The following is a 23,320-nucleotide window of genomic DNA, read 5'->3' on the forward strand; positions in this document are numbered from 1 at the left end:
AGTGCCCGGCAATCGCATCAGCCGCCGCCCTGCCGGCTCAGCAGGTCCGCCATCTCGTCGGCATGCTCCTCTTCCACGGCCAGGATCGATTCCATCAGCCGGCGCGAAGTCGGGTCGCGCTCGCCCAAAAACTGGATGATCTCCCGGTAGCTGTCGATGGCAATGCGCTCGGCTACCAGGTCTTCCTTGATCATGTCGGTCAGCGAGATGCCGGCCACATACTCCGCATGCGAGCGGCTGGTCAGCCCGTCCGGGGCAAAGTCAGGCTCGCCGCCCAGTTGCACGATGCGCTCCGCAATCTGGTCGGCATGGCCCTGCTCTTCATTCGAATGCGCCAGGAATTCATCGGCCACGCTCTTCGAGTTAGGCCCCTTGGCCATGTAGTAATGGCGGCGATAGCGCAGCACGCAAACGATTTCGGTGGCCAGCGCGTCGTTGAGCAGCTTCAGCACGGTGTCGCGGTCGGCAGCGTAGCCTGCGGTCACCGCCCCTTCGTCGATGTGCTGACGGGCACGCTCGCGCAGGGTCTTGACGTCTGTGAGGAAAGGCTTGTCGTTCATAAAGGGCTCCTGGGGGATGGGGCTGCGTTGGACGCAGCGCCTTGTGCGGAAACTCAACCCTTCTGCAACGCGAAAAGCGTGCCACTTGGCATCACCCTGCAATCCCTTGGCTGCCGTAGCGCCGTCGCCAATGCCGCGTGAAATATTTGCACGGGTGCGGACCGCATTACACGGCGACCAAAAAAAGAAAATCCCTGCGCTCGCGCGCAGGGATTGTGCATGGCAACGCTTGTCCACGCCTCCCCCGTGTGCGGGGAGGCGACGCTCAGCCTCAGTCCAGCTTCCGCCCGAACGTGAACTCCCCGTCGACGTAATCCACCGGCACCACATCCTTGGCCGCAAACTTGCCTTCGAGGATGGCCCGCGCCACCGGGTTCTCGATCTGCTGCTGGATCGCCCGCTTCAGCGGACGCGCCCCGAACACCGGGTCGTAGCCCGCGCTGGCGATCTTCTCCAGCGCATGGTCGGTAACCTCCAGCGTCATGTCCATGCGGGCCAGGCGGGCCTGCAGGCGCTGCAGCTGGATGCGCGCGATCGACTCGATGTTCTTCTGGTCGAGCGCGTGGAACACCACCACTTCATCGATCCGGTTCAGGAATTCAGGCCGGAAATGCGTGCGCACTTCCTGCCAGACCGCGCCCTTGATCGCTTCCTGCGGCTCGCCGCTCATCGCCTGGATGATCTGCGAACCGAGGTTGGAGGTCATCACGATCACCGTGTTCTTGAAGTCCACCGTGCGGCCCTGGCCATCGGTCAGGCGGCCGTCGTCCAGCACCTGCAGCAGCACGTTGAAGACGTCCGGGTGGGCCTTCTCGACCTCGTCGAGCAGCACCACGCTGTACGGCTTGCGGCGCACGGCCTCGGTCAGGTAGCCGCCTTCCTCGTAGCCCACGTATCCCGGCGGCGCGCCGATCAGGCGGCTGACGCTGTGCTTCTCCATGAACTCGCTCATGTCGATGCGGATCAGGTGCTCTTCGGAATCGAACATGAACTCGGCCAGCGCCTTGCACAGCTCGGTCTTGCCGACGCCGGTCGGGCCCAGGAACAGGAACGAGCCATAGGGCTTGTTTTCGTCCGCCAGTCCGGCACGCGAACGGCGGATGGCGTCGGACACCAGCCGCACGGCCTCGTCCTGGCCGACCACGCGCGCATGCAGGCGCTCCTCCATTTTCAGCAGCTTCTCGCGCTCGCCCTGCATCATCTTCGATACCGGGATGCCGGTGGCGCGGCTCACCACTTCGGCGATTTCCTCGGCGCCCACCTGCGTGCGCAGCAGCTTGTTGGGCTGCTTCTGCTCGCTGGCCTCGGCGTCGGTCGCGGCCTTGAGCTTGCCTTCCAGGCCCGGCAGCTTGCCGTATTGCAGCTCGGCGACCTTGTCGAGCTTGCCTTCGCGCTGCAGCTTGGCGATCTCGAGCTTGACCTTCTCGATCTCTTCCTTCAGCGCGGCCGTGCCCTGCGCGGCGCCCTTCTCGGCCTTCCAGATTTCATCCAGGTCCGCGTATTCCTTCTCCAGGCGTGCGATCTCCTGCTCGATCAATTCCAGGCGCTTGAGCGAGGCTTCGTCGGTCTCTTTCTTGACCGCCTCCCGCTCGATCTTCAGCTGGATGGTGCGGCGCTCGAGCTTGTCCATCGACTCCGGTTTGGAATCGATTTCCATCTTGATGCGCGCGGCGGCCTCGTCGATCAGGTCGATGGCCTTGTCGGGCAGGAAGCGGTCGGTGATATAGCGATGCGACAGCTCCGCCGCGGCGACGATGGCCGGGTCGGTGATCTCGACGCCGTGGTGCAGTTCATACTTTTCCTGCAGGCCGCGCAGGATGGCGATGGTGGCCTCCACGCTCGGCTCGTCGACCAGCACCTTCTGGAAGCGGCGCTCGAGCGCGGCATCCTTCTCGATGTACTTGCGGTATTCGTCCAGCGTGGTCGCGCCGATGCAGTGCAGCTCGCCGCGCGCCAGCGCCGGCTTGAGCATGTTGCCCGCGTCGATCGCGCCCTCGGCCTTGCCGGCGCCGACCATGGTATGGATCTCGTCGATGAAGACGATGGTCTGGCCCTCGTCCTTGGCAACGTCGTTCAGCACGGCCTTCAGGCGTTCCTCGAACTCGCCGCGATACTTGGCGCCGGCCAGCAGGCCGGCCATGTCCAGCACCAGCACGCGCTTGTTCTTCAGGCTCTCGGGCACCTCGCCGTTGACGATGCGCTGCGCCAGGCCTTCGACGATGGCGGTCTTGCCCACGCCCGGCTCGCCGATCAGCACCGGGTTGTTCTTGGTGCGGCGCTGCAGGATCTGGATCGCGCGGCGGATCTCGTCGTCGCGGCCGATCACGGGATCGAGCTTGCCGATGCGGGCGCGCTCGGTCAGGTCGATGGTGTATTTCTTCAGGGCCTCGCGCTGGCCTTCGGCCTCGGCGCTGTTGACCGAATCGCCGCCGCGCACGGCCTGGATCGCCGACTCCAGCGACTTGCGGTTAAGCCCGTGCTCGCGCGCGAGCCGGCCGGCGTCGCCCTTGTCGTCGGCGACGGCGAGCAGGAACAGCTCGCTGGCGATGAACTGGTCGCCGCGCTTGATTGCTTCCTTCTCGGTGGCATTGAGCAGGTTCACCAGGTCGCGGCCGATCTGGACCTCGCTGGTGCCCTGTACCTGCGGCAGGCGCTTGATGGCCGCGTCCAGCGCGGTCTGCAGGCCCTGCACGTTGGCGCCGGCGCGCGCCAGCAGCGCCTTGGCGGCGCCGTCGTCCTGCGCCAGCAGGGCGCGCAGCACGTGCTGCGGATCGATGTACTGGTTGTCGTTGGCCAGCGCCAGGCTTTGCGCATCAGCCAGCGCTTCCTGGAACCGGGTGGTCAGCTTGTCAAGACGCATAAGGATTCCCTCTCTCGGATAGGTCGTGTCCTGATGCGCGGGCGCTGGCGCCGGCGGCGGTTGCCGGCGCGCCCGTATGCCCTGCCGGACACTCGATGTCATACCGAAAGATAAGGCTTTGCCGTGACATTTCAAGGCCGCATTCCGCACGGAATCGCGCTCTCCGGCGTTGCGCGGCGCGGGCGCGCTGTCGCGGCGGCATGTGATGCCAGCGATACGCGTGGGGACTACGCGGCGCGGTCTGCGGCCTTGTCGGCGAGGTTGCGCACTAGCACCAGCGACTCGCCCCGCACCACCACCCGGCCGTCCGCGCCGGTGACCACGCTGGCCAGGTTGACCAGATCCTTGTCCGCGCGCAGCCGCACGATGCGCACCCGCGCCGTCAGCGGCTCGTCCAGCCACGCCGGCGCCGCCAGCCGCAGCGACTGCTTCATCCACCCGGTGCCGCGCCCGGGCAGCCGGGTGCCGAGCAGGTCCGAGAACATGCCGGCCAGCAGCGGCAGCGGCACCAGCGGCCCGGCGAAGCCCCGCGCGCGGGCAAAGCCCGCATCGGCGTGGAACGGGTTGTGGTCTTCAGTGAGCGCGATGTACTCGTCCAGGTCCGCCGCGGTGAAGGCCCGTACCGCGCTCGCCTGCTGGCCCGGACGCAGGCCGTACAGGGCCGCGTCGCCGTCCTGCGCAACCGGGTGCGCTCCGGCTGACTGGCCGGCCAGTGCCGCTGGACTCGCGTCCGTCAGCCAGCGCGACTCGCCCACGGCCGTCACCCGCGGCGCCTGGCCCGCCCCGGCCGCACAGCTCACCGTGGTGGCGCAGGCGGCAAGCCCGGCGGGCGCGGGCTGCGCAGACAGCGCAAACCGCACCGCATCGCCAACGAACGCCGGCGCCGGGAACATCAGCGTCTGCGCGACCGGCAAGGCCGGCCGCGGCAGTTGCCGCGCGCCATGCGCGCACAGCAGCGAGAACAGCAACATGCCGTGCGCCACCGTGGCACCGAAATGCGTGCCACGGGCAAAGGCCGGATCGCAATGGATCGGGTTGTCGTCGCGCGACAGCGCGGCGAAGCGGTCGAAATCGCGCTGCGACAGCACGCGCGGCGGTTCGTCGTGCATCAGTCGGGCACCTGTACGGTATTGGCGGTGACGGTGATGGCGTTGCCGGGTGCCGGCGTGGCGGCGAACGGCGGCACGTTGGACGGCAGCAGCGCCGGCGCCGGGGTGTTGAAGGTGCCGCCGCGCGGCGTGGTCCGCACCACCTGCGACGGCGGCAGCGCCCTGCCCGCGGTCAGGTTGTCGTAGACCGCGTCGAGGGCCCGGTTCAGGTAGACGTGCAACGGCACATAGCGGTTGCTGTAGCCCGGCACCACGCCGATGAAGGCGTCGAAATGCTGTGCGTTCTCGACCTCCACGTAGGACAGCTTGCTGGCCACGCCCTCCTGCTGGCGGTTCAGGCCCAGGTAGGGGCGCGAGGTATGGTTGACCGGCAGCAGCGCGTCGCTGCGCCCATGCACGATCAGCGCCGGCTTGCCGCGCAGGTTGCCGTTGCGCAGCGTCAGCGCCTGGCCGGCCTGCAACGCGAGTGCCGCCGCATCGGATCCGGTCAGCAGGTTGCGCAGGCAGCTGGCGCCGTCGTAGTTGAGGTCGGCGCGCTGGGTCGAGGCGGACACGGACGGCAGGTTCAGGTAGGGCCCGTGCTGCGGATCGCGGTCGTTGATCAGCTGGACCGGTGCCTGCGGCGGGATGCCGTTGCCGGTGGCGTACATCGACGCCAGCGGCGCCGGTGCGATCGCAGCGGGCTTCAGGTCGGTCAGCGTGGCGGCAAAGCTGTAGCCGCACAGCCGGTCGGTCACGCTGGCCTGCGCATAGGCGTTGGCATAGGTGACCGAGATCGCGGCCGCCACGTCGAACGCGGCCAGCGACGGGTGCAGGTCGTCCGATTCCGCTTCCCAGCCGGCGGCGCGCAGCGCCTGCAGCGCGCTGGCGCTCTGCTGGTCGGTGTTGGCGCCGGTGACCAGCCCTTTCTCGGCCAGCGTCTGGCAGCGCGCGGCGAAGAACGGCGCCATGGTGGGATTGGTGTAGAACGGCGCCTGGGTCAGCGCGGTGGCGCGCCCGGCGCAGTGCTGCAGCAGGTTGGCGGTGGTGGTGTAGTCGTACAGCGTCAGGCCCGAGGCCGGCACCTGTGCCGCGCCGCGACGCACCACGATGCCGGTGTTGGGCGGCATGTTCAGGTTGGGCTCGGCCACCGCCACGCCGTCGATCAGGCCGCCGGCATCCTGCTCGGCGGCCGCCACGGCGGCGCCGCCGCCATTGGACACGCTCGATGCGATCACCAGCACCTTGTCCTGGTCCAGCGTGCGCTGGCGCGTGCCGTTGGCCGACACCGCGCCGACGCGGTCATTGATGGCCCACAGCGCAAACTCCACCGCCTGCAGCGTGAACTTGCCCCAGTCCTTCTCCGGGTTGCGCTGCGAATGCGCGTGCTTGAACGCCAGCCGGTGCGGGTTGGCGGCGGTGAATTCCGCCAGCGAGGTGGCACCTGCCGGCGCGGCGAAGTGCGCGTTCTTGCCGGCGGCCGCGCGCGTGGTGCGGGTGCCGTCGATCAGCGGCACCGTGTCGGTATCGAGGTCATGCGGTGCGGCGCCGGTGCCCTTGTCGGTATAGGCCACCGCGCAGCCGCGCTTCAGCCCCCATTCGCCGGTGCCGATGGCACCATAGACCCCGCGCGAGCCGGACGAGGTCGCGGTGATCAGGCATGGCGTGGCGGGGTTGAACGTGGTCGGTATCTGCACCAGCATGGTCACGTTCTGCTGGCCGGAGCCGTCATCGGAGTAGGCCACGTACTCGACGCCCGCGACCTTGCCCTCCGACGCGGTGATATTGCCCTGCGCATCGACGTTGGGCCCATAGAGCGAGCCATAGCCGCCGCCGGCACTGGTGTCGACAATGGCGCGATAGTTGGTATAGATCGCATAGCGCCGCAGTTCCGCCGCGGTCGGTGCGGCCGGGTTGAGCGGCAGTGGCGCCGTGCTGCTGGCCAGGCCGTCCTTGCCCAGGCCTGCGGTCAGCAGGTCGTCGGTGGCGCCGTCGTAGCTGCTGATGGTGACTGCGCCGATATAGGCGGGCTTGGCATTGGGCTTGCCGCCATTGCCGTTGTCGTCGTCGCCCGAGCCGCATGCGGCCAGCATCGATGCGGCCGCCGCCAGCGCCGTGAGCCTGAGGCCGCGGTGCCGCCGCGGCGAATGCTGCGTGGATTGCATGTCAACCTCCTTCTATCGCCCCGTGCCGGGGCCGTCGAGACCTACGTCGATGGGAGACTGCGAAAGACTGCAAGGATTGCAAGGACTGCGACCGCGAACAACGGGAACAACGTCGAACCTGGGGGACTGGTGCGCGCCTCAGCCGCTGTTGCCGGCAACGTCCGCACGCAGCTTGTGCTTTTCCACCTTGCCGGACGGCGTGCGCGGCAGCGCGTCGAGAAAGCGCACCTGGCGCGGCACCTTGTAGCCGGCCAGGTGCGCCTTGCAGTGGGCAATCACGGCATCCGCGTCCAGCGCGGCACCCGGGCTCAGCACCACCAGCGCCATGCCGACCTCGCCCCAGCGTGGGTCCGGCGTGCCGATCACCGCGGCCTCGGCCACGCCCGGCAACTGGAACAGCACGTTCTCGACCTCGGCCGGATAGACGTTCTCGCCGCCCGAGATGAACATGTCCTTGGCGCGGTCGACGATGTAGTAGTCGCCGTCCTCATCGCAATAGGCGATGTCGCCGGAATGCAGCCAGCCGTCGCGCAGCGCCTGCGCGGTGGCCTCGGGCAGGTTCCAGTAGCCCGGCGTCACGCCCGGCCCCTTGATCAGCAGTTCGCCGCGCTCGCCAGGGCCTACGTCCACGCCGAGCGGATCGACGATGCGGGTCAGCATCGATCCCACCGGCTTGCCGATGCTGCCGAGCTTGCGGCGCGCGGTGTCCTCGTCGCAAACGAAGACCGTGGGGCCGGTCTCGGTCATGCCGAAGCCGAAGCGGATGGTCACGCCCTTGGCCAGGTAGGCTTCCAGCAGTGGCCGTGGCACCGGCGAGCCGCCGGCCGCCATATTGCGCACGCCGGACAGGTCCGCCTGCGCGAAGCGCGGATGCTGGCTCAGGAACAGGTACACCGACGGCACCGCGAAGAACATGGTGATGCCCGCGCCGCTGCGGCGGTCGAGCCGGTCCAGCACGGCCTGCGGCTCGAACTGCCGCATGATGTGCACCGTGCCGCCGGCGTGCAGCACCGGGTTGGCGTACAGGTTCAGGCCGCCGGTATGGAAGAACGGCAGCACGTTGAGGAACACGTCGTCGCGCGTGATCTGGTTGGCCAGCATCGCGTTGACGGCGTTGAAGAAAACCATGCCGTAGGTCTGGATCACGCCCTTGGGCTTGCCGGTGGTGCCGGAGGTGTACAGCAGGTGCCAGACTTCGCTCTCGTCGCGGCACGGCATCTCGATGATGCGGCCGGACGCGGCATCGAGCACGGCCTCGTATTCGGTCCAGCCGCCGGGCACGTCGGCGGCCTCGTCATCGGCCAGGTGCAGCACCGCGCGCAACGGCATGGCGCGGGCCAGTTCCGCCGCCACGCCGAGGAAGCCGTCGCCAGCCACCAGCACTTGCGGCGTGCAGTCGTGCAGGATCGGCAGCAGTTCGGCCGCGGGCAGGCGCCAGTTCAGGCACACCATCACCATGCCGGCCTTGGCGCAGCCATACAGCATCTCGAGATAGTCCGAGCTGTTGTGCGCCAGCACCGCCACGCGCGTGCCCGGTGCCAGGCGCAGATGGTCGCGCAGGTATTCGGCAAAGCGGCTGGCGCGCTCGTCGACGTGGCGATAGGTCACGTGGCGGCCGCTCTCCACGTCCACCAGCGCGACCTTGTCGGGGCAATGCTGCGCGTTCCGGTGCAGCCAGTCGATCACGTACATGGGCTAGCCTCCGCTCAGCTGGCGATGTCCTGGACCGGCCCGCTGCCGCGCAGCCGGCCCACCACGCCCTGCGGGAAATAATAGACGCTCAGCACGAACAGCAGTCCCAGCCATAGCAGCCAGCGGTCCGGATGCAGCAGCGCCGACAGCAGCGGCAGCGCGGCGGTGCCGTCGCTGGCCAGCTTCATCACATCCTGCAGGTAGGTCTGCGCCAGCAGGAACAGCACGGTGCCGATCACCGCGCCGTAGAGCGTGCCCATGCCGCCGATCACCACGATCAGCAGGATGTCGACCATGATCTCGAACGACAGCGAGGTGTCGGGGCCGTTGTAGCGCAACCAGATTGCCATCAGCACGCCCGCCAGCGTGGCGAACATCGCCGACAGCACCGTCGACACCGTGCGGTAGACCACGGTGCGGTAGCCGATCGCCTCGGCGCGGAAATCGTTCTCGCGGATTGCCTGCAGCACCCGCCCGAACGGCGAATTGACGATGCGCAGGAGTGCCAGGAACAGCATCAGCGCGCCGGCGAAGACCAGGTAGTAGCTGAGCAGCTTGCCGCTCAGCGGCACGCCCAGCCATTCGGCGTCGCCCGGCGTAAAGCCGGGGCGCAGCACCTCGGGCACCTTGAAGGTCAGCCCGTCCTCGCCGCCGGTCCATTCCGACAGCTGCGATACCAGCGTGGCGAAGGCGGTGGCCACCGCCAGCGTGATCATGGCGAAGAAGATCGCCCTCACCCGCAGCGAGAACAGCCCGATCAAAAAGGCCAGCAACGCCGATACGGCCAACGCGCCGGCCGTGCCGGCCAGCAATGCGCCCCAGCCCGGCTCCATGCGCGACATGGCGATGGCCACGCCATAGCCGCCGATGCCGAAGAACATGGTGTGGGCAAACGAGACAATGCCGGTATAGCCCAGCAGCAGGTCATAGCTGGCCACCAGCACCACGAAGATGCAGATCTTGGCCGCCATGTTGAGCGCGCGCGCGCCGGGGAACGCAAACGGCGCGCACGCCAGCGCAATCAGGATCAGCAGCAGCAGCGCCGCCAGCACGCGGCTGCGCGGCAGGTCGCCGGAGAGAAGTCGGATCATGGTCGTTGCCCTCAGCGCCGCGCCACCGGGAACAGCCCTTGCGGGCGCCACAGCAGGATCAGCATCATCAGCAGGATGTTGGAGAACAGCGCAACCTTTGGGAACAGGAAACCGGTGTAGTTGGCCATCAGCCCTACCAGCAGCGCGCCGACAAAGCAGCCGGTGGTTGAGCCCAGCCCGCCGATAATGATCACGATGAAGATCAGCACATTGACCTGCGCCCCGATCGCCGCCGTGATGTTCTGCTGGTACAGCCCCCACAGCACGCCGCCCAGCCCGGCCAGCCCTGCGCCCACCACGAACACGCCGATGAACAGGCGCCGGATGCGGTAGCCCAGCGCCTCGACCATCTCGCGGTTCTCCACCCCGGCGCGGATCAGCAGGCCGATGCGGGTGCGGTTGAGCAGCAGCAGCATGGCGATGAAGATCACCAGCCCCAGCGCCATCGCGATCAGCCGGTATTTCTCGATCGCCGCGTCGCCCAGCAGCACCGCGCCGCGGAAGGTGGTGGGCACCTGCAGCGCGATGGTTTCCGGGCCCCAGATCGCCTTGATCAGCTGCTCGGCCACGATCATGCCGCCCATCGTGATCAGGATCTGCTTGAGATGCTGGCCGTAGACCGGACGCACCACCACGCGCTCGAAAAACAGCCCGACCGCGCCGGCGGCCACCATCGCCGCGGCGATCGCCAGCGCGAACACCGACAGGTTCAGCGCCAGGCTGTCGGCCTCGACCCAGCCCGCCAGCGGCAGCAGCACCGAGGCCGCGACATAGGCGCCCAGTGCGATGAATGCGCCATGGCCGAAGTTGAGCACGTCCATCAGGCCGAACACCAGCGTCAGCCCGGACGACACCACGAAGATGATCATCCCCATCGCCAGGCCGGCAATGGTCAGCGTGAGCCAGGTCGACGGGCTGCCGACCAGCGGAAAGGCCAGCAGCATCAGCAAGGGCGCGAGCGCCAGCGGGGTCCAGTCGAGACGGACGCCGGGCGGTGCGGCCGGGGTTGCGGCCGGCAAGGTGGTTGATGAAGTCGTCATGTGTCTGTTCGTGCTGATTGTGTGCTCCGGCCTGCGCAAGCGCAAAGGCCTACTGGTGCGCCGCCAGCGACAACCCCAGCAGCCGCTGCTGCAGCGCCTCGTCCTCCGCCAGCCCCGCCATCGCGCCGGTATGCACCGTGCGGCCATCGTCCATCACCGCCACCGTATCGCCCACCGACTTCGCCATATGGAAGTTCTGCTCCACCAGCAGGATCGACACCTCGGTCTGCTTCAGCTCGCGGAACACATGGATCATGTTCTGGATGATCGCCGGCGCCAGCCCCTTGGTCGGCTCGTCGACGATCAGCAGCTGGCGCGGCTCGATGATGGCGCGCGCCACCGACAGCATCTGCTTCTGCCCGCCCGACAGCACGCCCGCGCGCTGGTGCCAGAAGGTCTTCAGCGCCGGAAACATGCGGAACACCCAGTCCAGCCGGCGTTCGTCGATGGCGCCGGTGCGGGCGGCGAGGCGCATGTTCTCGGCCACGGTCAGGTCGGAGAACACGCTCATGTTCTCGGGCACGTAGGCAATGCCGGCCTGCGCGATCGCCGGCGTGCCGTGGCGCGTGATATCGGCGCCGTTGAAGCTGACGGTGCCGGCGCTGGCCTGCCACAGGCCCATGATGGTGCGCAGCGTGGTGGTCTTGCCGGCGCCGTTGCGTCCCAGCAGCATGGTCACGCCGCCGCGCGGCACCGCGAAGCTGACGCCGTGCAGGATGTGGTACGGGCCGATATGGGTCTGCACGTCCTGCAGCTGCAGGATCGGCTGCGCCGTGGTTGCCTCAGCCATGGCTGCCCTCCTCTTCCGGCAGGCCCAGGTAGGCCTGCTGCACCACCGGCGACGCGATCACGCCGGCCGGATCGCCATCGGCCACCAGCGTGCCGTTGTGCAGCACGATGATGCGGTCGGCCAGCGAGCGCACCACGTCCATCTTGTGCTCGACCAGCAGCACGGTCTTGCTGCGGTCCTGGCGGATCTCGCGGATCAGGTCCAGGATCACCGGCACTTCGTCGACGCTCATGCCCGCAGTGGGCTCGTCGAACATGAACACGCGCGGCTGCAGCGCCAGCAAGATGCCGACCTCCAGCTTGCGCTGGTCGCCGTGCGGCAGCGACGCCACCGTCAGGTGGCGCTTGCCGGCCAGCGCCACGCGTTCCAGGATGGCCATGGCCTGCGCCTGCAGGTCGCGGTGACGCGACCACATCGAGAACAGGTCGATGCCGCGCTGCTGCCGCGCCTGCACCGCCAGCCGCACGTTTTCCAGCACCGACAGCTGCGGGAACAGGCTGGTCAGCTGGAACGCGCGGCCGATGCCGCGCCGGGTCTTCTGCGACACCGGCAGGCGCGTCACGTCCTCGCCGTCGAGCAGGATCTGCCCGGCAGTGGGCGGCAGCTGTCCGGAGATCAGGTTGAAATACGTGGTCTTGCCGGCGCCGTTGGGCCCGACGATGCAGGTCAGCTCGCCGGGCCGGAACGCGCACGACACCGCATTGACGGCCACGTGGCCGCCAAAGCGGATGGTGAGCCCGCGCGTTTCCAGCAACGGCCGCAATGCGGACGCCGCCGCGCCAGCGGACTGGCCCGCCGGCTGCGACGGCGCGGTCCTGGCGAAGGAGGCTGGCGCGTCCATCAGCGGTGGTTGCGCACGGGCACATTCATTTCTTCGGGCCTGATCTCACGCACGAGCTCCGGCACGCCCCAGGCAAAGGCCGGGTCCACCTTGATCTTGAAGTGGTACATCGACTGCATCGCCTGGTGGTCTTCCTTGCGGAAGGTCATCCTGCCCTTGGGCGTGTCGAACGACATGCCTTCCATCGCCGCGATCAGCTTGTCGGTGCCGGTATCGCCATGCGTCTTCTTCAGGGCTTCGACCAGCGCGATGCCCGCGCTCATGCCACCGGCGGTAAAGAAATCGGGCGGCGCCTTGAACTTGCTGTAGTGGTTGGACACCAGCCACTCGTTGGCCTTGTTCTTGGGGATGCCGAAGTAGTAATACGTGGCCCCTTCCATGCCGGGAAAGTTCTTGTAGCTGGCCATCGCGGGCAGGATGTTGCCGCCGGTGGCGATCTCGATGCCGTAGCGTTTCGGGTCCAGGTCGGCGATCTTGAACGGGTTGCCGGCGCCGGCCCAGATGATGAAGATCACCTTGCGGCCGGGCTTGTCCTTGAGCGAATCGAACAGCCGCTGCGCGCCGGCGGTGAAGTCCGTGGTGCTGGTCGGCAGGTATTCCTCATGCACGATCTTCGCGTTCTTCAGCGCCCCCTTGAAGGCCTTCACGCCATCGCGGCCAAAGGCATAGTCCTGCGCCAGCGTGGCAATCTGCACCCCCGGCTTGTCCAGCGCCACCGCATTCGAAATCGCGTCCTGCGACGAATTGCGGCCGGTGCGGAAGATGTAGCGGTTCCACTTGTCGCCGGTGATGGAGTCGGCCACGGCGGGCTCGACCAGCAGCACCTTCTTGTATTCCTCGGCCACCGGCAGCATCGCCAGCGCCGTGCCGGACGACGTCGGGCCCACCGCGATGTCGGCGCGGTCGTCGCTGTAGGCCGCGGCCAGCTGCGCCTTGGCCACGTCAGGCTTGCCCTGCGTGTCCTTCTCGATCACCACCAGCTTGTTGCCGTTGACGGTCATGGTGCCGTTGGTGGCGTATTCCAGGCCCATCATCAGGCCGGTCTGGGTCTGCTTGGCATAGGCCTCGAGCGCGCCGGTCTTGTCGTAGACGTGGGCGATGCGGATGTCCTTGGCCAGCGCGGCGCCGGCGCCGAGCAGCGCGGCGGCCAGGGCCAGGGCGCGTAGGGCGTGGGGGTTGCGATGCATTGCGGTCTCCTGGGTTCGGTCTCGTTTGTGTTTGTAGGGATGAAACCTGCTGCAACTGCGTGGCATGCCGGCTGGCGGCGCATGCGGGCCGGTACTGTGCTATCGGCGCCTATCGCGTCTGGCGCGGCTGCAGGCCATGCGCGATCAGGTCGAACGCGGTGTCGACGACCTTCTCCATCGACGGCGGACGCTTCCAGCGCGCATAGCGCATGCCGAGAAAATTGCTGATGCCGATCAGGCACCAGGCGCGCACCTCGGCATCGCCGGGCACGATTTCGCCCTGCTCTTCGGCACGGGTCAGGCGCCGGCTGTAGAGCTCGGCGAACACCTGGAAATAGCTGCTGTAGATGGTCTCGTCGACCGAGTAAGAATCCAGCACGATCCGGTACAGGTTCTTGTGGCGCGAAACGAAGGACAGGAACGCCTTCAGGCCCAGGCGCTCGGCCTCCATCTGGGTTTCGGCGGCGGCCACGTGCTTGCGCAGGTGCGCGCGCACCAGTTCCAGCATGTGCGCGACCAGCGCGCGGAAGATGTCTTCCTTGTCCTTGAAGTACAGGTAGAAGGTGCCCATCGCCACCTTGGCTTCCTGCGTGATCTCTGAGATCGACGCGGCGTAGTAGCCCTTCTCGCCAAACACTTTCTCGGCGGCGCGCAGCAGCGCCTCGCGTGTCTTCTGCCCGCGCGCGGTCTTGGGCGGGCCCATGCCGCCGGCCGGGCCGGTGGCGTCGACGTCGGCTATGCCGGTGTCGCCAGTCTGGGTGGTGGACATCTTGTCTCCGGTGGCGCTGCGCGCCTTGTCATGGAAATGCCGACCGCTGCCTGTTTTGCCGGCGCCGGCAGGTTGTCGGCAGGCGCCTCCTCGCCCCTCCCGCCCACTTGCCGTCGCCCGGAACCGACATTCAGGCAAAACCTGATATCTGATTCATGTTTCATCGTATAAATTGCCCAGCGTGGATGTCAATAGAGGGGCACCCTCACCCCGTGCGGCAGCCCGGGAATCTTTTACCCCTCCAGCCAGCCGAGACACGCCGTTGGACGCTTCCGATCCGATACCTGCCAGCCCCGCCGCGCCGCCTTATGCGCTCCATCCGGCGCGCGGCGCCCTGCCCGGCTGGCGCGAGGTTGGCCAGGGACGGCCCCTGCTGCTGCTGCACGGCTGGTCGGTCAATGGCGCGGCCTTTGACGGACAGCGCGCGCTGGCGCTGGCGGGCTTCCGCGTGATCGCCCCCGACCATGCCGGGCATGGCCTGTCGCGGCAGCGCGCGGGCGCGACCGTCGCGGCGCTTGCGTGCGACGTGGCCGCGCTGGTCGGGCACCTCGGGCTGGCTGACGTGGTGGTGGCGGGCTGGTCGATGGGCGCGATGGTGGCCTGGGCGCTGCTGCGCGACCAGCCGCAACTGCCGCTCGCGGCGGTCGGCAGCATCGACATGACGCCCCGCATGGTCACTGATCAGGGCTGGCCGCATGGGCTGCACGGCCATTACGAACCGGCCCATGCCCGGCAGATGGCAGAGCGGGTCCGCGCCGACTGGCCCCGGCTGGCGCCGTCGGTGGCATCAGGCTTGTGGGCCGCAGGCCGGCGTCCGGAGGCAGCGGCGACGCAGCGGATCGCGCACATGGCGCAGCAGTGCGATGCCTCGGCGCTGGCCAGCTTGTGGGAAGACATGGCGCGGCAGGATTTCCGCGACACGCTGCGCGCGGCGCGCCTGCCGCTGTTCCATCTGTATGGGGAGTCGAGCCGGCTGTATGCGCCGGCGGTGGGCATGGCCACGCGGGCCTTGCACCCGGCGGCGGGGTACAGCGTGGTGGCCGGCGCCGGCCACAGCCCGCATATGGAGCAGGCACAGGCCTTCAACGCCGCGCTGCTGGCCCTGATCCGGGACGCCGGTCAGGCCAGCATGCGATAGGTCCAGAGCCCCAGGGCGGTCAGCAGCAACGAGCCGCCGAGATGCAGCAGCAGGTGCATCGCCGCCCAGCCGTAGTCGCCGGCGATCAGGTTGGCCACGACCTCGCTCGAGAACGTCGAGAACGTGGTCAGCCCGCCGAGGAAGCCGGTGATGGCCAGCAGGCGCCATTCCGGCGGCAGGCCGGCATGGGTATCGAAGAAGCCGACCGCCAGCCCGATCAGGTAGCCGCCCAGCAGGTTGGCCGCGAGCGTGCCGTACGGCATCGCCGGATTGATGGCATTCCACAGCACCGAGAATCCCCAGCGCAGCCATGCCCCCGCCGCGGCGCCGACACCGACGGCGACAAACCCCAACGGCCCCATCAGGGCTGGTCCTCGCCGCTGGCGTTGATCGACTGGATGCCCCAGCGCTTCAGCGCGTCTTCATCGGTCACCCGTGCATCGACCCAGCGCGCGCCCTCCGGCGTTTCTTCCTTCTTCCAGAACGGCGCTTCGGACTTGAGGTAGTCCATGATGAATTCGCACGCGGCGAAGGCATTGCCGCGGTGCTTCGATGCCACCGCGACCAGCACGATCTGGTCCAGCGGCAGCAGCGGGCCGACGCGATGGATGATGGTGACGCCCAGCAGTTCCCAGCGCGCGCACGCCGCCGCCTCGATCTGCGCCAGCGCCTTCTCGGTCATGCCCGGGTAATGCTCCAGCTCCATCGCGCTGACGGCGCTGCCCTCGCTGACGTCGCGCACGGTGCCGATAAAGCTGGCCACGGCGCCGACCTGCGGGTTATCGGCGCGCAGCGCCGCGACTTCGGCGCCGAGATCGAAATCCTCACGCTGCACCCTGACGCTCATCTCAGCCTCCGGTCACGGGCGGGAAAAACGCGACTTCGCAGCCTTCGGCGAGCGCGGTATCGGCGCGGGCCACGGCGTGGTCGACCGCCATGCGCAGCGCGCGGCCCTCGGCCAGGGTCTCGGCCCAGGCCCCGCCGCGCTGCCGCAGCCACTGGCGCAGCGCGCCGACGGTGCGCACCTCGGGCGGCACGTCGGCGCGCTCGGCGGACACGCCGAGCTGCTCGCGCACGCTGGCAAAGAATCGGAGTTCGATGATCATTGCTGCCTTCTGCTTCCTGGTCATGCCGGCCGCTACGCGAGCAGGCCGTCAAACGGAATGAACTGCACGGTGTCGCCGCGCGCGATCGCCTGGTTGGGCGGATTGTCGATCAGGCCATCGCCCCAGACGGTGGAGGTCAGCACGCCCGAGCTCTGGTTGGGGAACAGGTCCAGCCCGCCCTCGGCGTTGAGCCGCGCGCGCAGGAACTCGTTGCGGCGGTCGCCCTTGTTCAGCGCGAAATCGGCGCGCAGCGGCAGGCGCCGCGGCGTGACCTCGGCCACGCCCTGCAGGCGCAGGATGAACGGGCGCACGAACAGCAGGAAGGTTACGAAGCTGGACACGGGGTTGCCCGGCAAGCCCAGGAAAAACGCCGGCTCGCTGCCGCTGCCGACCTGCCCGAACGCCAGCGGCTTGCCCGGCTTGATCGCGATCTGCCACATATCGAGCCGCCCCTCGGCCTCGACCGCGGGCTTGATATGGTCTTCCTCGCCGACCGAGACGCCGCCCGAGGTAATGATCAGGTCATGACCCTGCGCCGCGCGGCGCAGCGTCTCGCGCGTCGCGGCCAGCGTATCGGGCACGATGCCGAAGTCGCTGATCTCGCAGCCCAGGTTCTCCAGCAGGCCGCGCAGCGTGAAACGGTTGGAGTTGTAGATCGCGCCCGGCTTGAGCGGCTCGCCCGGCATCGCCAGTTCGTCGCCGGTGAAGAACACCGCGACGCGCACGCGTCGCACCACCTCCAGCTGCGCCTGGCCGACCGACGCGGCCAGCCCCAGCGCCTGCGGCGTCAGCCGCTTGCCGGCCGCCAGGATCACGCTGCCGGCTTCGATATCCTCGCCGGCGCGCCGCACCCATTCGCCGGACTGCGGCACGTGGTTGACGATCACGTCGTCGCCCTCGGCCGTGCATTGCTCCTGCATCACCACGGCATCGGCGCCGGGCGGGATCAGCCCGCCGGTGAAGATGCGCGCCGCGGTGCCCGGCTCCAGCGCGGTGCCGACATGGCCGGCGGGAATCCGTTGCGACACGCGCAGCCGCGTGCCCGCGACCGGGACCTCGGCCGCGCGCAGAGCGTAGCCATCCATCGAGGTATTGTCGGCCGGCGGCACGCGCAGCGTGCTTGTCACCGGCGCGGCCAGCACGCGGCCGTTGGCGGCGAGCGTGTCGATCGACTCGGCCTGCGCCAGCGGCCGGGCGGCACCAAGCAGCGCGTCGAGCGCCTGGGCCATGGTCAGCATCGGGGGACGGGAAGGTGCTGCGGCTTGGGTCATGGTGCGATGTGCGAAAGGGTTGGCCCACGAAAAACGGCCCGCGCACTGCCGGCACCCGCGCGCGGGGCTGGCAATCCGGGGACCGTGGATCGGGCCCGCAGCCTGATTGTAGCGAGTTGGGCGGGACCCGGCACGCGGCGGCGCCGCACCACGTCCGCGCCCCTGCGCGCTTACAGGCCGGTGTGGCGGGCGATATAGGCCTTCACCTGCGCGGCGTCCGCCGGCATCACCTCGAAGCGCTGCGGCAGGCTCTCGATGCCCTCGAACTTCGCCGGGCGCTCCGGCTCGTGGCCGAGCGCTTCGCGGATGGTGTCGGCAAACTTGGCCGGCAGCGCGGTTTCCAGCACCACCATCGGCACGCCGGCGCTGAGATGCTCGCGCGCCACCTTGATGCCGTCGGCGGTATGGGTATCGATGGTGATGCCATAGCGCGACGACAGGTCGCGGATGGTCGCCAGCCGGTCCTCGTGCGTGCTGCGGCCCGAGACAAAGCCGAACTCGCGGATGCGGTCGAATTCCGGCGTGCCGGCCAGGTCGAAGCCGCCCTGCTCTTCCACGTCGCGGAACAGCGCCGCCAGCTTGCCGGCGTCCTGCCCCAGCAGGTCGAACACGAAGCGCTCGAAGTTCGAGGCCTTGGAGATGTCCATGCTCGGACTGGAGGTATGGTAGGTCTCGGCCGACTTGCGCACGCGGTAGGCGCCGGTGCGGAAGAACTCGTCGAGCACGTCGTTCTCGTTGGTGGCGACTACCAGCTTGTCGATCGGCAGGCCCATCATGCGCGCGATATGGCCGGCGCAGACGTTGCCGAAGTTGCCCGACGGCACGCAGAACGAGACCTTCTGGCCGGGACCGTCGGTCGCCAGCAGCCAGCCCTTGAAGTAGTACACCACCTGGGCCACCACGCGCGCCCAGTTGATCGAGTTGACCGTGCCGATCTTCTGGCGCGCCTTGAAGGCGTGGTCGTTCGAGACCGCCTTGACGATGTCCTGGGCGTCGTCGAACACGCCGTCGATGGCGATGTTGAAGATGTTCGGGTCCTGCAGGCTGAACATCTGCGCGGTCTGGAACGCGCTCATCTTGCGGTGCGGGCTCAGCATGAAGACGCGGATGCCGCGCTTGCCGCGCATCGCGTATTCGGCCGCGCTGCCGGTATCGCCGGAGGTGGCGCCCAGGATGTTCAGCTCCTGCCCGGCGCGCGCCAGCGCGTACTCGAACAGGTTGCCGAGCAGCTGCATCGCCATGTCCTTGAAGGCCAGCGTCGGGCCGTTGGACAGGCCCAGCAGCTGCAGCCTGGTGCCGCCTTCCTCGCCCAGCGTGCGCAGCGGCGTGATGTCGGCGGTGTTGTCGCCTGCGCGCGCGTTGCAATACACCTCGGCGGTGTAAGTCTTGCGCGTCAGCGCGCGCAGGTCTTCAGCCGGAATGTCGTCGCAGAACTTGCGCAGGATCTCGTAGGCCAGGTCGGCATACGGGAGCTTGCGCCATGCTTCCAGCTCATCGGCCGTGACCTGCGGATACTGCGCGGGCAGGTACAGGCCGCCGTCCGGCGCCAGGCCGCCCAGCAGGATCTCGGAAAACGATTGCGGCATCTCGTGGCCGCGGGTCGACTGGTATTTCATGACAATGGTCCGGTCCGGCCCTTAGTTCAGTTCTTCCATGCGCAGGCGCGTCACCGCGGACAGCACCGTGGGCAGTGCCTCGATCTTGGCGATGGCGGCGTTGACGTGCTTCTCGCGCGTGATGTGGGTCAGGATGATGATGTCGGTCTGCGGCTCGCCTTCACGCGATTCCTTCTGCAGCATGGCGTCGATCGAGATCCCGCCCTCGGCCAGGATGCGCGTGATCTCGGCCAGCACGCCGGTCTCGTCGGACACGCGCATGCGCAGGTAGTACGAGCTGTTGATCTCTTCGATCGGCAGCACCGGCACGCTCGACAGCTCGTCCGGCTGGAACGCCAGGTGCGGCACGCGATGCTCGGGGTCGGCCGTGTGCAGGCGGGTCACGTCGACCAGGTCGGCGATCACTGCCGAGGCGGTCGGCTCGGCGCCGGCGCCCTTGCCGTAGTAGAGCGTCGCGCCCACGGCATCGCCCTGCACCAGCACCGCGTTCATCGCGCCTTCCACATTGGCGATCAGGCGCGTGGCCGGCACCAGCGTCGGATGCACGCGCAGCTCGACGCCGTCGTCGCGGCGGCGGGTGATGCCGAGCAGCTTGATGCGGTAGCCCAGTTCCTCGGCATACTTGATGTCGGTGGCCGACAGCCTGGTGATGCCTTCGACGTGGGCCTTGTCGAACTGCACCGGCATGCCGAAGGCGATCGCGCTCATCAGCGTGACCTTGTGCGCGGCGTCGACGCCCTCGATGTCGAAGGTCGGGTCGGCCTCGGCATAGCCCAGCTGCTGCGCTTCCTTCAGGACCACGTCGAAATCCAGGCCCTTGTCGCGCATCTCGGACAGGATGAAGTTGGTGGTGCCGTTGATGATGCCGGCGATCCACTGGATGCGGTTGGCGGTCAGGCCTTCGCGCAGCGCCTTGATGATGGGGATGCCGCCGGCCACCGCGGCCTCGAACGCGACGATCACGCCCTTCTTGCGCGCGGCCTCGAAGATCTCGTTGCCGTGCACGGCCAGCAGCGCCTTGTTGGCGGTGACCACGTGCTTGCCGTTCTCGATCGCCTTGAGCACCAGCTCGCGCGCAATGCCGTAGCCGCCGATCAGTTCGATGACGATATCGATGTCGGGGCGGTTGACCACCGCGTTGGCATCGCTGACGACTTCCACTTCCCCGTTGGTAAGTTCGCGCGCGCGTTCGGTGTTGAGATCGGCCACCACGGCAATCTCGATGCCGCGGCCGGCGCGGCGACGAATTTCTTCCTGGTTGCGCTTGAGCACGTTGAACGTGCCGCTACCGACGGTACCGATGCCGAGCAGGCCAACTTTGATGGGGTTCATGGACAAATCTTCTGAGTTGCTAAGGATGGGTTGCGGCGCGGCCGGCCGGATCAGGCCGCTGCCTTGCCGTGGCGTTTTCGGTAGGCCTCGAGGAAGCGCGCGATGCGGCCGATGGCCTCGCGCAGGTCTTCCTCGTGCGGCAGGAACACGATGCGGAAATGGTCGGGCCGGGCCCAGTTGAAACCGGAGCCCTGCACCAGCAGCACCTTGGACTCCTGCAGCAGTTCATAGATGAACTCCTGGTCGTCCTGCACGGGGTACATCGACAGGTCCAGCTTCGGGAACAGGTACAGCGCCGCCTTGGGCTTGACGCAGGTCACGCCCGGAATCGCGGTGATCAGTTCGTAGGCCAGGTCGCGCTGGCGGCGCAGGCGCCCGCCTTCGGCGACCAGGTCGTTGATGCTCTGGTAGCCGCCCAGCGCGGTCTGGATCGCCCACTGGCCCGGCACGTTGGCGCACAGGCGCATCGACGACAGCATGTTCAGGCCTTCGATGTAGTCGATGGCCGGGCGCTTGTCGCCCGACACCACCATCCAGCCGGCGCGGTAGCCGCACGAGCGGTAGTTCTTCGACAGGCCGTTGAAGGTCACCGTCAGCACGTCGGTCGACAGCGAGGCGATCGAGGTGTGGGTGTTGCCGTCGTACAGGACCTTGTCGTAGATCTCGTCGGCAAAGATGATCAGGCCGTGCTCGCGCGCGATCGCGACGATCTCGCGCAGCAGCTCATCCGAATACAGGGCCCCGGTGGGGTTGTTCGGGTTGATGATGACGATGGCCTTGGTATGCGGCGTGATGCGCGCGCGGATATCGGCCGGATCGGGCATCCACGCGTTGGACTCGTCGCAGATGTAGTGCACTGGCGTGCCGCCCGACAGGCTGACCGCGGCGGTCCACAGCGGGTAGTCCGGCGCCGGCACCAGCACTTCGTCGCCGGTATTGAGCAGCGCGTTGACGGCCATCACGATCAGCTCGGAGGCGCCGTTGCCCACATAGATATCGTCCAGGCCGACGCCTTCGATATTTTTTTGCTGGGTATAGTGCATGATCGCCTTGCGCGCGGCGAAAATGCCCTTGGAATCGGAATAACCTGCCGAATTCGGCAGGTTTCGCATCATGTCCTGCTGAATCTCTTCCGGCGCGTCAAAACCGAATACGGCCAGGTTGCCGATATTCAGCTTGATGATCTTGTGCCCTTCTTCCTCCATCTGCTTGGCCTTTTCCAGCACCGGCCCGCGGATGTCGTAGCAAACGTTATTGAGCTTGTTGGATTTCTGGATGGGTTTCACGGCGATGTCGGGCAAGCGTGGCGTGCCGCGTCGGCGGCACCGGACTGGGAATCGGGGCGATCTGACAGAATCTGAAAGAATGCGGAGGCGCCGTCCGCTGCGATGCAACGCAAACGTGGCAGACAGGAAGGCAAAAGCTATAATTTATCGGATTATGACAGACTTCGGCAGGGATTCTTGCATTGCAGCGTGCGCTGTCCGCGCGCACCGCGGTCGCCTGCCCGCTGTCGTCCATCCACTGCCCGCCCGGCCCGCCGGCCTTCCGCTCCGCGGACCCGCCCGCCAGCCCGCGCCGGCCACCGCCGAGACCCCCAAGTGAAACTCCACGCCGACCAGCCCCAGTCGCTCAACACCGTCACGGCCTACGGGCCCGGGTATATCGAAATCAACCTCGTGCGCCATACCAGGTCGGTGCTGGTCATGCCGGAGGGCGAAGTGCGGCCCTGGCCAGTCGACCGTTTCGAAGACCTGGAGCCTGCGCATTTCGAGCAGCTGTCCGAACTGGGAGCCGAAGTGGTGCTGCTCGGCACCGGCTCGCGGCTGCGCTTTCCGCACCCGCGCCTGACCGCATCACTGGCGCGCCGCCATGTTGGCGTCGACGCCATGGACATGCAGGCCGCCTGCCGCACCTACAACATCCTGATGGCCGAGGGCCGCAAGGTGGCGGCGGTGCTGCTGCTCGAGCCCGAGGCCGCCTGACGCGGCCCCCGGCGAAAGTTGAGCAGTCGCCACGCTTGAAGTCCGCGCGAGGCGCCCCAATCTGTTCGCGCTGAGGCGGCAGCCCCTCTCCCGATTCCAACGATCTCACCGATCCCCTGCCCCTCCCCCAAGGAGCCACAAGCATGACCGTCAGTCTCAACAAGGCCACCCCCGACTTCAGCGCGCCGATGACCGGCGACGCCACCTTCCGCCTGGCCGACTACCGCGGCAAGACGGTGGTGCTGTACTTCTACCCGAAGGACAACACGCCGGGCTGCACCACCGAGGCAATGAACTTCCGCGACCAGTACGAGGATTTCGAGAAGGCCGGCGTGCACGTGTTCGGCATCTCGCGCGACAGCCTGCGCTCGCATGAAAACTTCAAGGCCAAGCTGGAACTGCCGTTCGAACTGATCTCCGATGCCGACGAAAATGTGTGCACATTGTTCGATGTCATAAAGATGAAAAAGCTGTATGGCAAGGAGCACCGCGGCATCGAGCGCAGCACCTTTGTCATCGACGGCAAGGGCATCCTGCGACACGAGCTGCGCGGCATCAAGGTGCCCAACCACGTCGACGAAGTGCTGGAGATGGTGCGCGCCATCTGAAGCGTCGCCGCAGCGTTGGCGTTGCCCGTAACGGCACCGATCCGGACGCGTCGTGGCAAACGTTGGCAAACCCAATTGCCAAACCCAAAGCCTTCAGATACATTGGCCCGTAATGAGTTCAGATTCCGGATGCCACGCTGTTTCGACTCCCCGGCCCAGGCGCTTCATGCCACAGGCCGGT

At 67.6% G+C, this 23,320-nt stretch carries 21 protein-coding genes; 3 read left to right on the forward strand and 18 right to left on the reverse strand.

The genetic code is table 11. From position 1 onward, the window contains the following. Nucleotides 1–17: 17 nt before the first annotated feature. From MKD38_RS11865 to MKD38_RS11915, 11 genes are all read right to left on the reverse strand, one after another. Nucleotides 18–560 (reverse strand): ferritin-like domain-containing protein, encoded by a 543-nt coding sequence (locus MKD38_RS11865; protein ID WP_252677036.1) that lies wholly within the window; start codon nucleotides 558–560, stop codon nucleotides 18–20. Nucleotides 561–831: 271 nt separating this feature from the next. Further along, on the reverse strand, nucleotides 832–3,420 hold the full coding sequence (gene clpB / locus MKD38_RS11870; protein ID WP_252677037.1) for an ATP-dependent chaperone ClpB: 2,589 nt from the start codon (nucleotides 3,418–3,420) through the stop codon (nucleotides 832–834). A gap of 227 nt (nucleotides 3,421–3,647) precedes the next feature. Then, nucleotides 3,648–4,529 (reverse strand): MaoC/PaaZ C-terminal domain-containing protein, encoded by an 882-nt coding sequence (locus MKD38_RS11875; protein WP_252677038.1) that lies wholly within the window; start codon nucleotides 4,527–4,529, stop codon nucleotides 3,648–3,650. After that, nucleotides 4,529–6,673 carry a D-(-)-3-hydroxybutyrate oligomer hydrolase gene (locus MKD38_RS11880; protein WP_252677039.1) on the reverse strand — a complete coding sequence of 715 codons (2,145 nt, stop codon included), beginning with the start codon at nucleotides 6,671–6,673 and terminating at the stop codon, nucleotides 4,529–4,531. Before MKD38_RS11880 ends, MKD38_RS11875 begins: the two co-directional genes overlap by 1 nt. Nucleotides 6,674–6,811: 138 nt before the next feature. Next, nucleotides 6,812–8,365: an acyl-CoA synthetase gene (locus MKD38_RS11885; RefSeq protein ID WP_252677040.1), complete on the reverse strand. Its 1,554-nt coding sequence runs from the start codon at nucleotides 8,363–8,365 to the stop codon at nucleotides 6,812–6,814. A gap of 14 nt (nucleotides 8,366–8,379) precedes the next feature. Then, nucleotides 8,380–9,456: a branched-chain amino acid ABC transporter permease gene (locus MKD38_RS11890; protein WP_252677042.1), complete on the reverse strand. Its 1,077-nt coding sequence runs from the start codon at nucleotides 9,454–9,456 to the stop codon at nucleotides 8,380–8,382. Between the two features lie 11 nt (nucleotides 9,457–9,467). Beyond that, on the reverse strand, nucleotides 9,468–10,496 hold the full coding sequence (locus tag MKD38_RS11895; RefSeq protein ID WP_252677044.1) for a branched-chain amino acid ABC transporter permease: 1,029 nt from the start codon (nucleotides 10,494–10,496) through the stop codon (nucleotides 9,468–9,470). A gap of 49 nt (nucleotides 10,497–10,545) precedes the next feature. Beyond that, nucleotides 10,546–11,286, reverse strand: a complete 741-nt coding sequence (locus MKD38_RS11900; RefSeq protein ID WP_252677046.1) for an ABC transporter ATP-binding protein — start codon at nucleotides 11,284–11,286, stop codon at nucleotides 10,546–10,548. Further along, nucleotides 11,279–12,040, reverse strand: a complete 762-nt coding sequence (locus MKD38_RS11905; RefSeq protein ID WP_252677201.1) for an ABC transporter ATP-binding protein — start codon at nucleotides 12,038–12,040, stop codon at nucleotides 11,279–11,281. The genes MKD38_RS11900 and MKD38_RS11905 overlap by 8 nt, the downstream gene beginning before the upstream one ends. A gap of 86 nt (nucleotides 12,041–12,126) precedes the next feature. After that, nucleotides 12,127–13,314: a substrate-binding domain-containing protein gene (locus MKD38_RS11910; RefSeq protein WP_252677047.1), complete on the reverse strand. Its 1,188-nt coding sequence runs from the start codon at nucleotides 13,312–13,314 to the stop codon at nucleotides 12,127–12,129. Nucleotides 13,315–13,423: 109 nt separating this feature from the next. After that, nucleotides 13,424–14,083, reverse strand: a complete 660-nt coding sequence (locus tag MKD38_RS11915; protein ID WP_115680462.1) for a TetR/AcrR family transcriptional regulator — start codon at nucleotides 14,081–14,083, stop codon at nucleotides 13,424–13,426. 262 nt (nucleotides 14,084–14,345) lie between these two features. On the opposite strand from MKD38_RS11915, the gene MKD38_RS11920 reads away from it, so the two are divergent. Continuing rightward, the gene (locus MKD38_RS11920; protein WP_252677049.1) at nucleotides 14,346–15,221 is read left to right on the forward strand and encodes an alpha/beta fold hydrolase; all 876 of its coding nucleotides are present in this window, start codon (nucleotides 14,346–14,348) and stop codon (nucleotides 15,219–15,221) included. Here the strand turns inward: MKD38_RS11920 and crcB are convergent. From crcB to MKD38_RS11955, 7 genes are all read right to left on the reverse strand, one after another. Then, a complete protein-coding gene (gene crcB / locus MKD38_RS11925) occupies nucleotides 15,203–15,583 on the reverse strand; it encodes a fluoride efflux transporter CrcB (RefSeq protein WP_012353067.1) in 381 nt (126 codons plus the stop codon). The two genes, MKD38_RS11920 and crcB, sit on opposite strands and share 19 nt — an antisense overlap. Beyond that, on the reverse strand, nucleotides 15,583–16,068 hold the full coding sequence (gene moaE, locus MKD38_RS11930) for a molybdopterin synthase catalytic subunit MoaE (protein WP_062800446.1): 486 nt from the start codon (nucleotides 16,066–16,068) through the stop codon (nucleotides 15,583–15,585). The genes crcB and moaE overlap by 1 nt, the downstream gene beginning before the upstream one ends. Before the next feature lies 1 nt (nucleotide 16,069). Beyond that, on the reverse strand, nucleotides 16,070–16,327 hold the full coding sequence (gene moaD / locus MKD38_RS11935; RefSeq protein ID WP_252677051.1) for a molybdopterin converting factor subunit 1: 258 nt from the start codon (nucleotides 16,325–16,327) through the stop codon (nucleotides 16,070–16,072). A gap of 32 nt (nucleotides 16,328–16,359) precedes the next feature. Then, nucleotides 16,360–17,598: a molybdopterin molybdotransferase MoeA gene (locus MKD38_RS11940; protein WP_252677053.1), complete on the reverse strand. Its 1,239-nt coding sequence runs from the start codon at nucleotides 17,596–17,598 to the stop codon at nucleotides 16,360–16,362. Nucleotides 17,599–17,768: 170 nt separating this feature from the next. Further along, nucleotides 17,769–19,214, reverse strand: coding sequence for a threonine synthase (gene thrC, locus MKD38_RS11945; RefSeq protein ID WP_252677055.1), 1,446 nt, complete (start codon nucleotides 19,212–19,214; stop codon nucleotides 17,769–17,771). A gap of 21 nt (nucleotides 19,215–19,235) precedes the next feature. After that, on the reverse strand, nucleotides 19,236–20,546 hold the full coding sequence (locus MKD38_RS11950; RefSeq protein WP_252677057.1) for a homoserine dehydrogenase: 1,311 nt from the start codon (nucleotides 20,544–20,546) through the stop codon (nucleotides 19,236–19,238). A 50-nt stretch (nucleotides 20,547–20,596) separates the two neighbouring features. Continuing rightward, on the reverse strand, nucleotides 20,597–21,832 hold the full coding sequence (locus tag MKD38_RS11955; protein WP_252677060.1) for a pyridoxal phosphate-dependent aminotransferase: 1,236 nt from the start codon (nucleotides 21,830–21,832) through the stop codon (nucleotides 20,597–20,599). Nucleotides 21,833–22,147: 315 nt separating this feature from the next. Here MKD38_RS11955 and MKD38_RS11960 point away from each other — a divergent pair, with 315 nt between their 5' ends. Next, entirely contained in the window at nucleotides 22,148–22,531 is a 384-nt protein-coding gene (locus tag MKD38_RS11960) for an Mth938-like domain-containing protein (RefSeq protein ID WP_252677062.1), read from the forward strand. Nucleotides 22,532–22,674: 143 nt separating this feature from the next. Further along, complete coding sequence (locus MKD38_RS11965) at nucleotides 22,675–23,139, forward strand: peroxiredoxin (protein WP_252677064.1); 465 nt, start codon at nucleotides 22,675–22,677, stop codon at nucleotides 23,137–23,139. Nucleotides 23,140–23,320: the final 181 nt, after the last annotated feature.

Source organism: Cupriavidus sp. WGlv3 (assembly GCF_023952475.1).
GTDB lineage: Bacteria > Pseudomonadota > Gammaproteobacteria > Burkholderiales > Burkholderiaceae > Cupriavidus > Cupriavidus phytorum.

What these genes read in the sequence shown, in the direction of transcription:
- MKD38_RS11865 (WP_252677036.1), bottom strand. Translation starts at nt 560, where the DNA reads ATGAACGACAAGCCTTTCCTCACAGACGTCAAGACCCTGCGCGAGCGT.
- clpB (WP_252677037.1), bottom strand. Translation starts at nt 3,420, where the DNA reads ATGCGTCTTGACAAGCTGACCACCCGGTTCCAGGAAGCGCTGGCTGAT.
- MKD38_RS11875 (WP_252677038.1), bottom strand. Translation starts at nt 4,529, where the DNA reads ATGCACGACGAACCGCCGCGCGTGCTGTCGCAGCGCGATTTCGACCGC.
- MKD38_RS11880 (WP_252677039.1), bottom strand. Translation starts at nt 6,673, where the DNA reads ATGCAATCCACGCAGCATTCGCCGCGGCGGCACCGCGGCCTCAGGCTC.
- MKD38_RS11885 (WP_252677040.1), bottom strand. Translation starts at nt 8,365, where the DNA reads ATGTACGTGATCGACTGGCTGCACCGGAACGCGCAGCATTGCCCCGAC.
- MKD38_RS11890 (WP_252677042.1), bottom strand. Translation starts at nt 9,456, where the DNA reads ATGATCCGACTTCTCTCCGGCGACCTGCCGCGCAGCCGCGTGCTGGCG.
- MKD38_RS11895 (WP_252677044.1), bottom strand. Translation starts at nt 10,496, where the DNA reads ATGACGACTTCATCAACCACCTTGCCGGCCGCAACCCCGGCCGCACCG.
- MKD38_RS11900 (WP_252677046.1), bottom strand. Translation starts at nt 11,286, where the DNA reads ATGGCTGAGGCAACCACGGCGCAGCCGATCCTGCAGCTGCAGGACGTG.
- MKD38_RS11910 (WP_252677047.1), bottom strand. Translation starts at nt 13,314, where the DNA reads ATGCATCGCAACCCCCACGCCCTACGCGCCCTGGCCCTGGCCGCCGCG.
- MKD38_RS11915 (WP_115680462.1), bottom strand. Translation starts at nt 14,083, where the DNA reads ATGTCCACCACCCAGACTGGCGACACCGGCATAGCCGACGTCGACGCC.
- crcB (WP_012353067.1), bottom strand. Translation starts at nt 15,583, where the DNA reads ATGGGGCCGTTGGGGTTTGTCGCCGTCGGTGTCGGCGCCGCGGCGGGG.
- moaE (WP_062800446.1), bottom strand. Translation starts at nt 16,068, where the DNA reads ATGAGCGTCAGGGTGCAGCGTGAGGATTTCGATCTCGGCGCCGAAGTC.
- moaD (WP_252677051.1), bottom strand. Translation starts at nt 16,327, where the DNA reads ATGATCATCGAACTCCGATTCTTTGCCAGCGTGCGCGAGCAGCTCGGC.
- MKD38_RS11940 (WP_252677053.1), bottom strand. Translation starts at nt 17,598, where the DNA reads ATGACCCAAGCCGCAGCACCTTCCCGTCCCCCGATGCTGACCATGGCC.
- thrC (WP_252677055.1), bottom strand. Translation starts at nt 19,214, where the DNA reads ATGAAATACCAGTCGACCCGCGGCCACGAGATGCCGCAATCGTTTTCC.
- MKD38_RS11950 (WP_252677057.1), bottom strand. Translation starts at nt 20,546, where the DNA reads ATGAACCCCATCAAAGTTGGCCTGCTCGGCATCGGTACCGTCGGTAGC.
- MKD38_RS11965 (WP_252677064.1), top strand. Translation starts at nt 22,675, where the DNA reads ATGACCGTCAGTCTCAACAAGGCCACCCCCGACTTCAGCGCGCCGATG.